Source organism: Peribacillus butanolivorans (assembly GCF_001273755.1).
GTDB classification, from domain to species: Bacteria; Bacillota; Bacilli; order Bacillales; family DSM-1321; genus Peribacillus; species Peribacillus butanolivorans.
The window spans coordinates 3,132,876-3,147,537 of record NZ_LGYA01000001.1 but is presented as its reverse complement, the minus strand read 5'-3'; the positions used below and the strand labels follow the sequence as shown (position 1 = coordinate 3,147,537).

At 36.0% G+C, this 14,662-nt stretch carries 13 protein-coding genes; 9 read left to right on the top strand and 4 right to left on the bottom strand.

Features of this window, described 5'->3' with window-relative positions; translation table 11 throughout:
- Nucleotides 1-77 precede the first annotated feature (77 nt).
- From AKG34_RS14385 to AKG34_RS14375, 3 genes are all read right to left on the bottom strand, one after another.
- A complete protein-coding gene (locus tag AKG34_RS14385; RefSeq protein ID WP_053346701.1) occupies nt 78-281 on the bottom strand; it encodes a hypothetical protein in 204 nt (67 codons plus the stop codon).
- A gap of 542 nt (nt 282-823) precedes the next feature.
- The gene (locus tag AKG34_RS14380; protein ID WP_053346700.1) at nt 824-1,288 is read right to left on the bottom strand and encodes a DinB family protein; all 465 of its coding nucleotides are present in this window, start codon (nt 1,286-1,288) and stop codon (nt 824-826) included.
- A gap of 277 nt (nt 1,289-1,565) precedes the next feature.
- Nucleotides 1,566-1,757 carry a hypothetical protein gene (locus AKG34_RS14375; RefSeq protein ID WP_053346699.1) on the bottom strand — a complete coding sequence of 64 codons (192 nt, stop codon included), beginning with the start codon at nt 1,755-1,757 and terminating at the stop codon, nt 1,566-1,568.
- 174 nt (nt 1,758-1,931) lie between these two features.
- Between AKG34_RS14375 and AKG34_RS14370 the strand changes: the two genes are divergently transcribed.
- The 7 genes from AKG34_RS14370 to AKG34_RS14350 all read left to right on the top strand — a co-directional run bounded on the left by AKG34_RS14370 (nt 1,932) and on the right by AKG34_RS14350 (nt 8,477).
- Nucleotides 1,932-2,396, top strand: coding sequence for a hypothetical protein (locus AKG34_RS14370; RefSeq protein ID WP_053346698.1), 465 nt, complete (start codon nt 1,932-1,934; stop codon nt 2,394-2,396).
- 1,056 nt (nt 2,397-3,452) lie between these two features.
- Complete coding sequence (locus AKG34_RS14365) at nt 3,453-4,901, top strand: sensor histidine kinase (RefSeq protein ID WP_053346697.1); 1,449 nt, start codon at nt 3,453-3,455, stop codon at nt 4,899-4,901.
- The gene (locus AKG34_RS14360; RefSeq protein ID WP_053346696.1) at nt 4,898-5,584 is read left to right on the top strand and encodes a response regulator transcription factor; all 687 of its coding nucleotides are present in this window, start codon (nt 4,898-4,900) and stop codon (nt 5,582-5,584) included. The genes AKG34_RS14365 and AKG34_RS14360 overlap by 4 nt, the downstream gene beginning before the upstream one ends.
- Nucleotides 5,585-5,735: 151 nt before the next feature.
- Nucleotides 5,736-6,023: a tRNA-specific adenosine deaminase gene (locus tag AKG34_RS29715; RefSeq protein ID WP_083450799.1), complete on the top strand. Its 288-nt coding sequence runs from the start codon at nt 5,736-5,738 to the stop codon at nt 6,021-6,023.
- A 76-nt stretch (nt 6,024-6,099) separates the two neighbouring features.
- Nucleotides 6,100-6,798: an ankyrin repeat domain-containing protein gene (locus tag AKG34_RS14355; RefSeq protein ID WP_169787519.1), complete on the top strand. Its 699-nt coding sequence runs from the start codon at nt 6,100-6,102 to the stop codon at nt 6,796-6,798.
- A gap of 41 nt (nt 6,799-6,839) precedes the next feature.
- On the top strand, nt 6,840-7,019 hold the full coding sequence (locus AKG34_RS28020; protein ID WP_236694955.1) for a hypothetical protein: 180 nt from the start codon (nt 6,840-6,842) through the stop codon (nt 7,017-7,019).
- Between the two features lie 375 nt (nt 7,020-7,394).
- Nucleotides 7,395-8,477: a hypothetical protein gene (locus tag AKG34_RS14350; RefSeq protein ID WP_053346695.1), complete on the top strand. Its 1,083-nt coding sequence runs from the start codon at nt 7,395-7,397 to the stop codon at nt 8,475-8,477.
- 505 nt (nt 8,478-8,982) lie between these two features.
- Here the strand turns inward: AKG34_RS14350 and AKG34_RS14345 are convergent.
- A complete protein-coding gene (locus AKG34_RS14345) occupies nt 8,983-10,371 on the bottom strand; it encodes a cytochrome P450 (RefSeq protein WP_053346694.1) in 1,389 nt (462 codons plus the stop codon).
- 1,360 nt (nt 10,372-11,731) lie between these two features.
- Here AKG34_RS14345 and AKG34_RS14340 point away from each other — a divergent pair.
- Both AKG34_RS14340 and cdiI read left to right on the top strand, forming a co-directional pair.
- Nucleotides 11,732-13,795 carry a PrsW family glutamic-type intramembrane protease gene (locus AKG34_RS14340; RefSeq protein ID WP_083450798.1) on the top strand — a complete coding sequence of 688 codons (2,064 nt, stop codon included), beginning with the start codon at nt 11,732-11,734 and terminating at the stop codon, nt 13,793-13,795.
- Between the two features lie 15 nt (nt 13,796-13,810).
- Nucleotides 13,811-14,173 (top strand): ribonuclease toxin immunity protein CdiI, encoded by a 363-nt coding sequence (cdiI, locus tag AKG34_RS14335; protein WP_053346692.1) that lies wholly within the window; start codon nt 13,811-13,813, stop codon nt 14,171-14,173.
- Nucleotides 14,174-14,662 lie beyond the last annotated feature (489 nt).

The window sequence follows — 14,662 nt, the reverse complement described above, 5'->3', positions numbered from 1 at the left end:
CAAATAATGGAAGGATAATTGAATATAAAAGCATTAGGTGCTCCTAAAACAGGACATGTGCGACGACATTTCCTGCTCTAATATTCCCATTCTTCTTTCGATTCTAGAAAAGAATCGACTGATTCATCCAATAATCTTTCCCGATTTGGGTCTTCATTGACATCTGTATCCACTTCCATTGCTTGTTTAAGTATGTCGTATGTATCAATCTTTTTATTTAATCGATTAACTTGATTTTTATGTGGGACTGGATTAAGGCTATTATTTTCTTGATTTGGCATATATTCTCCTTTTGTAACAGGTATTTTATATTAGTATGAACAATTGATCCAAAATAAAATCCAATACTTTTTTAAATGGATTATAATTGCATCTTCTTTCACGAACTAGTACCTGAATCAATGAGAAATTTTCTTATCTAATTTCGTACTTTTGTTCTTCAACTATCAGGGCAATTGTGGAAGCAGACTTAGATTATAAACGGTTTATTGTTATTCAATTTAAGCAATGTAATTCACAATACAGAAATATACTATTTAAAACACCGTCTAGGTTAGCTATGACAGTGTTTTGTGAGAGTATGAGAGTATAATTAAACATCTTTATTGAACCGATCTTACAGAACATCCAAAATTCTATTGCCGTTTCTGTCCGATACTACACAAGGTCCAATTAGTCCAGATACATTACTACCAAAGCCAAATAGCAGTAAAAAGGCTAAAACTAATATTTCGCCAAAAAAACCAAACCTTTTTTAGAGGTTTGGTTTTTTTAAAGAGAAACTCATTTCAAGTTCATCTCTTCCTTTTCAGTAGATTTCATTTTACCTGACAAAAAATTCTGGTGGTTCAATCCCAAGTGTTCTAAGATAGATAAAACCCTGTCCTCGGTGATGTATTTCATTTTCCAAGGCATATTGAAGTCTTGCAAAGTGGCTTTGTGAAGGTCCAAAAAAGGGATCCTTTTCAACCACTTCAAGTTTTCCCTCAGTAATATTATTCCACATTTTTCTAGTATCTTCCCGCACATCCTCGCATGCTTTTACTAGTGCCTCTTTTGTAGAAAGAGTAGCAAACGAATCTTGAAACTCCCACTCACCGAGCGCAATACCTCGCATATATCCTCTTTCAATGTTCATAATTTCTTTAACCATCTCTGCGAAGGGACGAAGCTTCTCGACCGGTGTATAGTGAAATAATTTTTCTTCCGGAAAGGCTTCAATCACACGCATTGTTAATCTCCTGTTTCCTTCCATAATATCAAACAAAGCTTCTTTCGATAAGAACATAATCCCACTCTCCTCTGATTCAATGCTCTATAAGAAAGTTCGACCAAAAGTTGATTTGTCCTGCAAATCTACAATACATAGATTCATTAACAATCGGAGCTGTATATGTGGCAGCTTTTTCTTATTGTGCTAATTGGCAGGGGAGCATTCCTATAGATCGTTATTTTTCGACTTTGAAAAAAATAGGGCTCCTTATAAGGTATGAGTATAATCTAACTCAAAACTAAGGAGGAATTCTATACGATTTTCCTGTTTATGAAGATGGCGAATTCTATTATTAGAAAAAAACAAGTGAACGAGGAAGAGGTACCAGCATCCGATCAATATTTAAAGGAAATCCGCGACCTTTTACAAAAAAATACACGGCAGGATGAAAGATTATAAGTTCATACCTAATATTCATCAAACGGGCAATAAAGCTCAATAAGACGTTTGTTAAAACTTTTTTATAAAGAATTGAATTTTTCATAAAGATATTACCTCCCTTATGAAGGGGTGTTTATAAAATGGGGAAGATGGAAATACCAACTGATGGAGAGGTTACTATTGGCCCGCGTAAATCAAAATGGATTGAATGAAGGGTTCATTTTGTATACCGTTGTGGGAGGTACCTGTTTTTTTACAGTATAAGGGAGGAAAAACATTGAAAATTTTTCGTTTATATGTAGTTGGATTCATTTTCGGAACACTCTTTTTGGCTGGATGCAATAATACAGCCGAACCTGAAGAACCTGGGAGTACACCAAAACAACAAGTAGAGGAAGCAAATCCAGTTACTAATATGAAAGAAAATAATGGGACAAACAAGGAAATTAAAAATGGAGTCAATACTGTACTTAAATCGATAAGTACCTTGGATCAAGAAGTAAATGCGAGGGCAGACTCAGCTAAAATTCAGGAAATTGGCAAAGAAATTAGTTCTAGCTGGGATACGATTGAAAAGCAAGTAGAAGATCAGTACCCCGATTGGTATGAGAGAATTGAGAAAAATCTTTATCCTTTAATTGGTGAATCTGGAAACCCGGTTAAAAACGTAGAACAAATCAAACAGTTCTCTAAAGCAACAAAAGCAGATTTGCAGTCCTTTATGGAAGAAGTGAATAGGTAATTTCTAATATCAGGCTTATTTCCAAAGGAGAATTTATTTTGGAAGTAAGTCCTTTTTATTGAAGGAATTCATATACGTAGTAAATGAATCGTTACATGATTTATGGGTTTAACCGGCTTGACGATACAATAATTTGTAAGTGATATTTGATTCCTGAAAACCAAATATAAAGAGGGCGATTCTATATTAAGAAGGATCGCCTTTTCGTGTGTCAGCATGTTAGTAATGACTGTTAAATAACCCGATCTGAGTGGGCAGAAAAATTAGAAAAACCGTAGTGTTTTTGTATTTCTTCCATATCATCTTGTGTAAAGGTATAGTCGTATGCTAATTCTCAATTGCTTAAAGTAGAAGGGATTGTTAAGAAATTCTTTCTTTTATCAGTTGCAAGTAGTTCCGTTGCTCTTATGTCCACAGGATAATCCCTCTATTCCAACCCCAAGGTTAAATTTTTTCCTAAGCTCGGTATAATACTGATATACTAACACCCGTCATATCCGCAATTTCTTTGATGTTATATTGATGAGAAGTATGTAGTTTTAAAGCACCTTCTACCATCTTATGGTCTTTGGAAGGTCTTCTTCTGTATCGCCCCATTCTTGCAGATTGTAATCCTGATAGGGTAACTGATAATATCCCGTTTTTTAGAAAATTTTAAAGAAGTGGCATTTACCTGACTCATCCTATTCATCCTTTATAATTCCTTGAAAAAATACTTCTGCCATTTCATGAAAAAATAAGAAGACCTAGCGCTGTCAATCGGTTGGAATTATCCCATTTTGAAATCGACCAAGTTTGGTCTGATGTGATATTTCAACAAAATATTTTAAGATATTTAGGGATTTTTCATACATATTTTAGAAAGTTTTAAGGTTTGTATGTTATTGTTCTTTTAGTTTCTTTGTAAATGGTAAATCCCCATTTTAAGCACAAGCTAGTGATAAGGTGTTTAATACACCATACTGAATAAAAAACAAAAATTCTAAGGAAAATGGTTTATATAGTGCCAAATACCTTTAAGAAGCAGAGTGAAAAGTAAGTACTGAGGTGATTAACATGTCAATTAAAACGAGATTTCTGTTGTCTTACGTTGGAGTGATACTTTTTTCTATCACTTTATTGTTAGCGGCTGGGTTTTTAATTATTATTGCGATAACGGGCGATATAAAATCTATAGAGTATTTTTACAAAAAATCTTATGTCCAAAAACCATTGACTACAATAGAAGAAAGTGCGTTTCTCGATTTAAAGCTATTGGCTAAAAATAATCCTACGCAGCTTCTAAACGAAGAGCAGCTGAAGAAAATTGAACAGAAGGATATCGAGATTGTTGTTAGAAAAGATACGAACATCGAGTATGCTTCCCCCTCTTTGGATAAGCAGGTATTGGTTAAGTCACTTCCTGGATTTGAAGAAACAAACATCAATACGCGAGATACGATTAAAATCGAAGACTTTTTTTTCACGTATGTGAAGTTTGATTTTTATTTTTTGGATAAAAGCAAAGGTAGTATTTTTGTATTGAGAAAGGCGAGTTCCTATGCCGAGTTGGCTCGAGAGTTGTTTCCAATTTTATTTGGTCTATTGCTATTTTTGTTTATTATGATTATTGGGCTTTTAAACTATTTAGTTTCACGAAGCATCATCAAGCCCATTTCAGTTCTTAAAGAAGGTGCCAAACGAATAAAATCAGGAGATTTAAACTTTGAAATCAAAGCTACCTCGAATGATGAAATCGGACAATTAAATAGAACGTTTGATGAAATGAGAATAAAATTAAAAGAGTCCGTTACTATCCAGCTTCAGTATGAGGAAAATCGAAAAGAACTTCTATCAAATATTTCACATGATTTGAAAACGCCGATTACTTCGATTATTGGATATGTTGAGGGTATAAAAGACGGTGTAGCAAACACTCCGCAGAAAATGGAAAAGTACTTATCAACTGTATACTTAAAAGCAAAAGATATGGATTCATTGATAGATGAACTGTTCTTATTTTCTAAGCTGGATTTAAAAAAAGAACCATTCACTTTTGAAACTGTCGAACTGGATAAATATATGAGAGACTACGTAGACGAGCTTCAATTGGATTTACTTCAACAAGGGATCCAGATTGAACTTCATATTATGTATAAACTGATAAACGTGACAGCAGATAGAGAGAAATTAAAACGCGTATTGGCTAACCTAATCAGTAATTGTGTGAAGTATACGAATAAAGAAAAAAAGAACATTGCCATTTCTCTGCATGAAGGACCATATGATGTAGTCGTTCAAGTAGTAGATAACGGACAAGGAATAGAACCATCTGCTTTACCTTACATTTTTGATCGCTTTTACCGCGCAGAACAATCTAGAAATTCTCAGACAGGCGGAAGTGGGTTAGGACTTGCGATTGCAAAACAAATTATTTACGAGCATGGAGGGGATATTTGGGCTACTAGCGAAATAGGAAAAGGCACAAGTGTCTTCTTTTCCCTAAAGAAAGGTGAGGAAATATGAAAAAAATATTACTTATTGAAGACGATGTTAGCATTGCAGAATTGCAGAGAGATTATTTAGAAATTAATGATTTTAGTGTCAATATTCAACATACAGGTGATGCTGGACTTCAACAGGCACTTCAAGAAAATAATGATTTAATTATTCTAGATATCATGCTTCCAGGAGTAAATGGATTTGAGATATGCAAACAAATACGTGCTGTCAAAGACATTCCAATTTTGCTTGTGTCCGCCAAAAATGAAGATATTGATAAAATTCGAGGTCTTGGTTTAGGGGCAGACGATTATATTACGAAGCCTTTTAGTCCAAATGAACTGGTTGCTAGAGTGAAAGCGCATTTAGCCCGTTATGAACGTTTAGCAGGAAGTCAAGCCAAAACAAATACAGTTTTCGTTCATGGAATTTCGATCGATAAGTCGGCGCGAAAAGTTCATGTTAATGGAGAGGAAATTCCGTTTACTACAAAGGAATTCGATTTGTTACTGTTTCTTGTGATGCACCCGAACCAAGTGTTGAGCAAAGAGCAACTTTATGAAAGAATTTGGGGGATGGAGTCAGCTGCGGATGTTTCAACTGTGACTGTCCATATCAGAAAATTACGTGAAAAAATCGAAAGAGATCCTGCACATCCAAAATTCTTGGAAACCGTTTGGGGAGCCGGATATCGCTTTAATGTTTAAATAATGTGTTTTGACCCGTCACAAAGGTGGCGGGTATTTTTTATAAACATTAATAAATTTTATTAATAAGTTTATCTTTTTTTAAGAAATTATTTAGAGGGAGTTTAAGATTAAGTACTAACATAATTTAAGACGGAATAAAAAAGTTTAACTGAAAATTTATAAGGGAGGAATATTTCATGGAGCCTCAATAATTGCACATCAGAATGTACCTGAAAAAGGAGAACGTCCTTTTGGGGCTGTTATTGTACAAAACGGGAAACTCATTGCTATCGGTATTAATGATGCATTGGAAACAAGGAATCCGACAAATCAAACCGAAATGAAAGCATTCGGGAAGCGAATTTCTCTCCGTTTGAGAGAGTTAAGCCAGTGGCGACCTTGCCCTACGTGTCTAGGAGAGATTAGAAAGAAGGACACTTTCATAATATTGAGATGAAAAGTGCATCTAGGCCTTTGATTTATGGGTCAAGAAAAACAGTGATAATAACAAATTTTAAAGGAACGTGTATTTTATGTGGAAGTGGCTGGCAGTAATCATAGGATGCATTCTCTTGCTTCAAGGGTGTGTCTCAGATGACAAGGAAGACCTGAAAATACAGGGAAAGGAGAGAGAAGGAGTGAATGAACAACTAATTCAAGCAGCAGAACGAAAAGAAACAGAAACGATAAGAAGGTTGATTGAGGAAGGTGCAGATATTAATGCACAGGACTCCGAAGGGCGAACTGCCACTATGATTGCGACTTATAACAATAATGTTGAGACTGCAAAAATCCTAATTACAGCAGGTGCAGATGTTAATATCCAAGATGACATGAAAAACAATCCCTTCCTATATGCGGGTGCAGAAGGTTACCTTGAAATCCTGAAGCTTACAATTAATGCAGGTACGGATCCCACGATTACCAATCGTTATGGAGGAACTGCTTTGATCCCTGCTTCGGAACATGGCTATGTGAATGTGATCAAAGAACTTCTTACCAATACTGATATTGATATAAATCACGTTAATAACCTAGGTTGGACGGCTCTATTGGAGGCAATTATATTGAGTAATGGAGATGAAAAACAGCAGCAAACAGTACAATTGCTGATAGATCATGGGGCGGATGTGAACATAGCTGATCATAATAATGTGACCCCTTTGCAACATGCCCGCGAGAAAGGCTTTAAAGAGATTGAACAGATTTTGACAAAAGAAGGGGCAAAATAACCAGATGGTCTAAGCTTTCCTACTGGTGTGGTGAAATCAAATTGTTGCGTTTACCAGTAGGTATGTGTGATTGGGCAAAAATCAAAAATCCAAGCTTTATTGCTGAAGCGATTGCCTCACCTCCACTCAAGTCTGCAGAAGCAATCGACAACAAATCGTTCCGAATACATTTGATAAAGATCTGGGTATGGAGCTATTTCCTGGTCGTAAAGTGGAATTAAAGGGTGATGACGGCAGAAATATAGAAGCTCAATACCGCTTCTCCCCCTGTAAAGGACCATACGAATCTTTGATGTGTTAAACGATAATACATTTAAATCAGGCGTCAAATACTCAGTAGTAACTATGGGTAACTGGGCAAACCCAGATACAGTCACTTTAACAGCAAAATAAGAAGAGAATCTATAAGAACTCAATAATATATCAAGCTGAAAAGAGGGATCATTTTCGTTCAGAGTTCCCTATTTTATGTAGTTTTCATAGTAAAAAAAATTAATAAATTTAATATTTTATTAAGAATTTTTTTATAGCCAGTTTAGATGTTACTTGTATTATAAGTTTTATAACAAATAACAAAATAAAGGAGATAGAGAAAAATGAATATAAAAAAACGTATAGTACCAGCTGTACTAGTTGTATCTGTAATATCGTCTGGAATAGCGACATATAACCAAACATTAAACGTAGAGGCTTCAAGTAACCACCTAGTAGAACAAGAGAAGAAACAACAAGAAGCAAGGATTACGAACATAAACGTATTGAATACGATGACTTTACAGGTCACTTTTAATAAACCATTAGCTGCAGAAGATGTGGATCCAAACAATTTGGAGAATATTAAGAAACAATTCGAATTTAATCATGGCATGAGCATAGTCAATGTACCACGTTTGAAAACAGGAGCAAAAAGCACATACATCGTGCCAGTTGAAATTCAAAAGGATGACACCAAATACTCAATAAGCTACAAAGGGCAACGAGTAAAAACCTTTGAAGGAACAGATGAGAAAATTAATATTCGTAACACCCAACAAGTAACAAATGACACATTTGAATTGGAATCATTTTTAGAAGATGGTGTAACAGACTACGCAAATATTATCGAAGCGTATCGGGCAGGTCGAGGTGATTTAGCATTTGAATTAGATAACAGAAACAAAGACGAAAATGGGAAACGTTTCGAAATTATTTCGTCCTTACGTGATCGTGTTGTAACGATTACAGGCAGAAACGGAGAACGTTTTGTTGCGAATTACCTTCCTTTTACACAAGCAGCAGATGGAAGACAAGCCCCAAAATTTCGATTACCAGAAGGACGACAATTGAAACCAGGTGTAACATATACAGTGACATCAAAATGGGCAGATCTTGAAAATAAAAGGTTTAAGGCACAATACATCGCCCCACTTAAACTTCAATCGGCAGAAGCTATTGATAACAAGACTATTAAAATTGTATTAGATAAAGATCCAGGCATGGAGTTATTTGCAGGCAGAAGCATACAATTGCAAGGCGAAGATGGAAGCACGGTACAAGCACAATATCGTTTCTCTTCTCGTAAAGGCTCGGTTGGTTTGTTCGATGTTACAAATAATACATTGAAGACTGGTGTAAAATATAAAGTAGTACCCATGAACAATTGGGCAACTGCAGATTATATACCTTTAATAGTTAAGTGAATTTAGTATAAAAGGAAGAGAGACAATTAATGTTCTCTCTCTTTTTCTTGTAAGGAAGTTGGATTTTATTGACATAAAATGTTGGCGGAACCCCATGCAATTAAGCTAACAACGTAATTTACTAGATTCGAAATGATCCTTGTTTCAAAACCAGCGAGTGTAAAAAATAGCCATACAATCTTTTATGCCGGTGATATAAATTTATGTGTCCAATAATTTAATAGCTATCCTGAAGCTTTAAATATATGTATCTATTTTGGCATAATGCCTAGAAACATGAAAAGACCGCAATGCTTTCTTGAAGAAGAACATTGCAGCCTTTTGTTTCTTTGTTTCAGAGGTGAAAATAAATAGTGTTTTCTTAGAAATCTATCACATGATATTATGTCTCCTACGAAAGATCTGCTAAAAATGGTTATTGAAAGAATAGGATCTTCTAAAATGGCCAACACACCCAAATACTCCAAAGCCAAATGGCCGCCTCAAGTCATTTAAATCTATATTACTATTCATCAACTAAGGGTTCACGAAAAGACTCTTTTCTATCTTCGACTATCATGCGCAATCCACGCCTTGGTCTAAGTGTAATAGACGGAAGTGGTTTTACTTCATGATGGTCCGGCGCAAGCCTTATCCGATATCGTTGAGCAATGCACGCTAGGACAAGTACAGTTTCCATCATTGCGAAATGATTACCGATACAAACTCTCGCACCTCCGCCAAACGGAAAGTAAGCGAACTGAGGTAGAGTTTTCACAAAGTTGTTTTCAAATCGCTCAGGATTAAAAGAATCTGGATTATCAAAATACTCAGGCTTGTGTTGCATCACATACTGACTTAACAAGATCATATCGCCTTTTTTAAAATGATATCCTCCTATTACTACATCCTCCTCCACTTTCCGTGATACGATATAGCCAGGCGGGTATATGCGCATTGATTCCAAGATAATATTTTGTGTGTACGTTAATTTCATATAATCGCCAGGTGTAGGGTTACGATTACCGATTACGCTATCTATTTCATTGAAAAGTTTAGTTTCCACATCAGGGTGTTGTGAAAGCAAGTATAAGGTCCAGGAAAGCACGTTTGCAGTTGTTTCGTGACCGGCAAGGAAAATGGTCATTAGCTCATCACGTACCTGCTGGTTTGTCATAGCTAAGCCATCCTCATCATCTCGAGCATCCATTAAAATCCCAAGCATGTCCTCATGTCTCTCTGCATCTGCCCTACGTTTTTCAATAAAGTTATAAATCACTGTATCAAGTCTTTGTATCGAATTTTTAAATTCACGGTTATTTTTAGTTGGAACCCATAGTGGCAATTGAAGAAGTGTTCTCATCCTTTTGACGGCAATTCTCATGGATGATTCTATAGGTTCCCCGAGCACGTCATACCCTTCTTTGAGGTCCATACTGAACATGGTCTTGCTGATAATACCGAGAGCCATGCTCATCATATCTTCCGTAATAATCCGTTCTTCCCTGTTTTTCCAAGTGGATATATAGTCCATTGTTATATCAATCATATCCTGGGCATAATTGCTAATATGAGACTTTTTGAAAGAGGGTTGTATAAGTCTTCTTTGGCGCATGTGATATTCTTTTTCACTCGTAAGAAGGCCTTCTCCGATAATTGGTTTTAATGCATGGAAGTCATTTGATTTCAAGAAGGATTTTTGTTTTGTTACAAGTACTTGCTTAATTAAATCCGGATTTGAAATGAAGTAAACATTTTGGAAAGGTCCAAAACGAATTTTAGCAACATCTCCATATTCTTTTGCTAAGTGGGTAAGAAAGCCAAGTGTATCTGAAATAAACTCCTTTGAATGGCCAGTAATTAGTCTTCCTTTTGGGCCCTTGGGAGAATCATGTAAAAAATCTGTGTCACTCAATGGTTTGTATCCTCCATTTCGATATAAGTACTTTTAATCATCCTATGAGGAAAGTATTAATTGGTTTGGACAGGTTGTTAAAAAGAAGACTAACAAATATTTTTTTTTAAAAAAGTTTAAACAAATTGAATGAAATTACAAATGTGGATAAAGGAATACAGTTTAAAACCGAGGCTAAAATGTGGAGTTAGTATAGTTTCATGGACACATTTTAGTTAAGTCCTTACAATGATTTTTGAGAGGATGTGTCCGTCTTGGAACGTAAGAATACAGGTAAAAAATATAATAATAAATTCAAGAAAATCATAGTAAATCTTTATCACACGGGTATTCGGTACGAGAACTAAGCAGCGAATATGGCATATCAGAAGTTCCCATTAATATATGGGCTAAAGAATTTACTTCTATGCGAAAGCCTGTGCAGACAGGTTATGGGTATGAATGCATCAAGAGCGTATAGTATTTTATAGAAACAAAGGGGCGTGTCGGATGTATTTACAGCTGGCAGGATTCAGACGCATACCCTCGCTTTGAGCTCAAGTCTGAACTGTTTTAGGAAGTGTTTGCTGACTTCAAGATGGATGGAAAGAAATATCAAGGAAAGTGGAATTTTTCATATATAAAAAGCTGATTGGCAACTAACACCAATCAGCTTTTTTGAAATATTACATCTTTCTATATGTTTTATAGCCTGTAATTGCATTAAAGCCTCTTTCTAAAAAAAACTACATCCTTGATCAGCAAGGATCGTAGGCTTTTTAGTTATTATTTATATTCACTTTTTACAACGCCATTTCCTTCTATAAATTCGTTATTCAATGCATAGTAATCTTTTACCTCATCTATAATCCATAGTTTAGAATTTTCATTAAAAGTTAAAAACGATGTACCAATTGAGGAATGGTTCTATTTAGAGGAATCAAAGGGGAAATAACTATAAAAATCCAAAAGTTGCAGACTGTTATTTGTGCTGGTGTTATTGGATGTATGATGATAGGTGGATTCTTAGGTGTATAAATAAGGGGTGAAGAAACTGGTTAATACTAGGTGCGAACTAGGCGCTTGTAAAAAAGGGCTATGGTATCCATTCTTGTCACAACCAAGGTATCTATCAACAAATAATTCATTCATAGCTCAGATTTTTATCCTCTAAAACCCTGATGTTGTTGTCTTTAGGGTTTTTTGAGTTCTTATTTTTACCATCCAATAATATATATGTCCTTTTCTAGATATTAACATAGGAATAATGAATTAAAAATATTTGTAAAATTCGACCTATTCCAATTTTTAGTAAATTGGAGTATAGTATGAAATCGTAAGAAGCCGTTATCCTCATAAACTTTATTTAAATCATGTAGGAATGAAAATAACTGCATCGGAGTGGTGCAATATGACGAGTCAGGTTGAAAAGGTTAGAGTGACTTTAAGGAAGAAGCTCGAGTCTATCTTTCACCTTTGGAATGTATGGATTCAGAACCATCCATACATTTTAAGAATCTTTACGATTTTTTCTTGGATATCGCTATGTGCCTTGGTATTAAGCTTAATTTTTATGGAAGACTCCCGAAAAATGTTCGTCCAGTTTTTGTGGTCATTTTACGTCATTTTGCAATTTTGGTTTTTATGTCGTAGTAAAACTTTAACATGGAAGAAGTACACCTATTTCTTTTTGGTGGGGGCATGGATAATCGTACCGTTGAATTCTTTTATCGTTAGTTTCATTACGGCTATTTTCGGTGGGATGGAACAAGATGTATGGAGTCAAGCATTTATAACCCCGATTGCTGAAGAAGTGTTAAAACTGATCCCCATTGGAGTTTATCTATTTTTGTCACGACGTGCATCCAGTTTAAGTTTAAGCGATTATGCCCTTATTGGTGCGGCAACGGGAGCTGGTTTTCAATTTTTGGAGGAAACCACACGTCGATTGGTTTCTGGAGGTATTTTCGATTATGGTGTGACACTATTTGGGGGGAAAGTGCTCCATTGGGATTTATTTACACTATTTCCTGGCTACTTTGAGGAGGGCTTTTTACCTGACAAAATGTCTGCTGGGCATTCGTTGCTAACCGCTATGGTAACGTTAGGAATCGGGTTAGCAGTGAGGTTTAAAAGTAAATTAAAGAGATCTTCTTATATTTTTCCTGTTATCCTTTTAGTTTGGGCCATTTTTGATCACTCAATATGGAATGCTAGTTACCGAGCTCCGGATTGGTTAACCGGAATACATGATTTATTAGGAAGCGGCTATGCCGCAAAACCGGTGTTTTTAATGATGCTCGGTACTGCGGTAATCATCGATTATTGGGAATTGAACCGAGTAAGAGAGAAGATTCTTCTGATGGATGGGGAAACCATTATCAATCCTGTTTCTGAATTGTGGAATCTATTCAGAAGTGTTTTTGAGGAAAGACAGCGTTTTGGATACTTGCTACTATTTTATCGAGAACGGAGAGAACTAGGATTTACACTGTTACACGGTAAAACAGAAGCCAGGGAACTTTTATCAGGCTTAGAAGCCAATATTCAGAAGTACTACAAAGCTTTAATCGTTGTGTTTGTAGCATTATTCACAGCTATGTTTCTATCTAACTGGGGAGTTACAGTCAATGGCCCCGAGGCTTGTATTGCCTGTTTATTTGATAATCTGCAAAACTGGTGGGATGGTTTATCTGCTTGGGAAAAAGGGTTGATTGTACTTGGAGCATTTGCCTTAACGTTCCCGTTATTAGGATTCTGGTCGGCAATAGGTGCTGTATCGACTGGAATCGGAATTGCTGCAGGTGGTCGACAGACTGCAGACATCATCCGCAATCCTAAAAAATTACTTACGCCAGAAACGGCCCTTGCACTGGGAATTAGTGCACTGGTAAGTCGAATTCCATTTGGTAAAGCCCTTGTAAAACTAGGTGACTCGGTTTCACCGAGAATAAAACCCTATCTAAAAAGGATCTTGGAATCGTTCACTGGAAAGAAAACTACGTTTAAACCAGGATATGATAAACATCTTAAGGAGGTACAAGAAATTGTTAGGAGAAAAGGGAAGGGAGTAGTTGGAGGACATAATCTCCATAATTTCGAAAAGGCATTTAAAGAGAAAGGGTGGGATTTAAAGGAATGTATCATTTCAAGAAGAAAGCACCCAACCATCGAGGGTGTGCATGAAATAGAATATGGCTTACCTAAACTAGACAGGGAAGGAAAGATAATACCTGGAGAGCTTAAGAAAGTTTCCCATCCCAAAACAGTCTACGATCCGAAGATAATATCAGACGAACAGATGCTAAAATGGGGAGAAGAAGCTATGAAAAATGGGAAGATCGTTGGGAGAGAGAAAGTAGGAGTGGCCTCTAACGGACTCAAATTTAGAGGCTTTGTTGATGATTCAGGAAAAATAACGAATTTCTTCCCTACACTGGATTAAGGAGTTGGAAGCATCGTGGAAGATAAAAAGAGAAAATTGATAAGGTACTTCTATCACCATATGGGAGACGGTAAATTTTTAAGAATCTTAAGAAGTTATGCGGATGGTGAAGGATATGGAACTGAATATGCAAGGTTTGTGTTTGCCGACTATTATGAAGAGTGGGAAGAAGATTATTTTGGTAAAGAAGGAATAGCCTATTACATTGATCGTCCTGCAGTAGAAGAAGACGAAGAAATTATTTTAGATTATCTGACATTCTATAGATATCTAAGAGAAGATTGTGTTAGTTATCTTGAAGACTATCCCCAAGATAAATCAGAAGTAGAAGAACAATTAAAAAGGATTAAAGAAAGATTTAATATACAAGAACCTTGATTAGCTTTATCCTACTACTAAAAAAGAAAGTTAGGTCAAGATTTAAAATGGAGGATTACATGCGTAACCAAGTGTTGTCAAATACCTTACATTATTTCTAGCAGGTTCTAAATTCCAAGGGTTTTTCTTTATATCTGATGGTAAACGTTTTTATCGTACGTTCTAACTAAAAAAAATCCTATGGTATTATGTCGCTTGTTGAACTAACAGGTGCGTTAGCTTAAGATCTGAGCTGTCTTTAAGGCAGCTTTTTCGTGCGCCCGGCATGGGTGCAATCTATAGGGTGAAAGACCCGAACCATGAAGGCAGTAGTAGTGGTTAGCTTAATGCAAGGGTGTCCACGGTGACGTGGAATCTGAAGGAAGCAAGCGGCAAACCTCCGGTCTGAGGAACACGAACTTCATATAAGGCTAGGTATCATTGGATGAGTTTGCGAAACAAAACAAAGTCCTTACTGCCGAAGGTGGTACAGAGTAAATGAAGCAGATA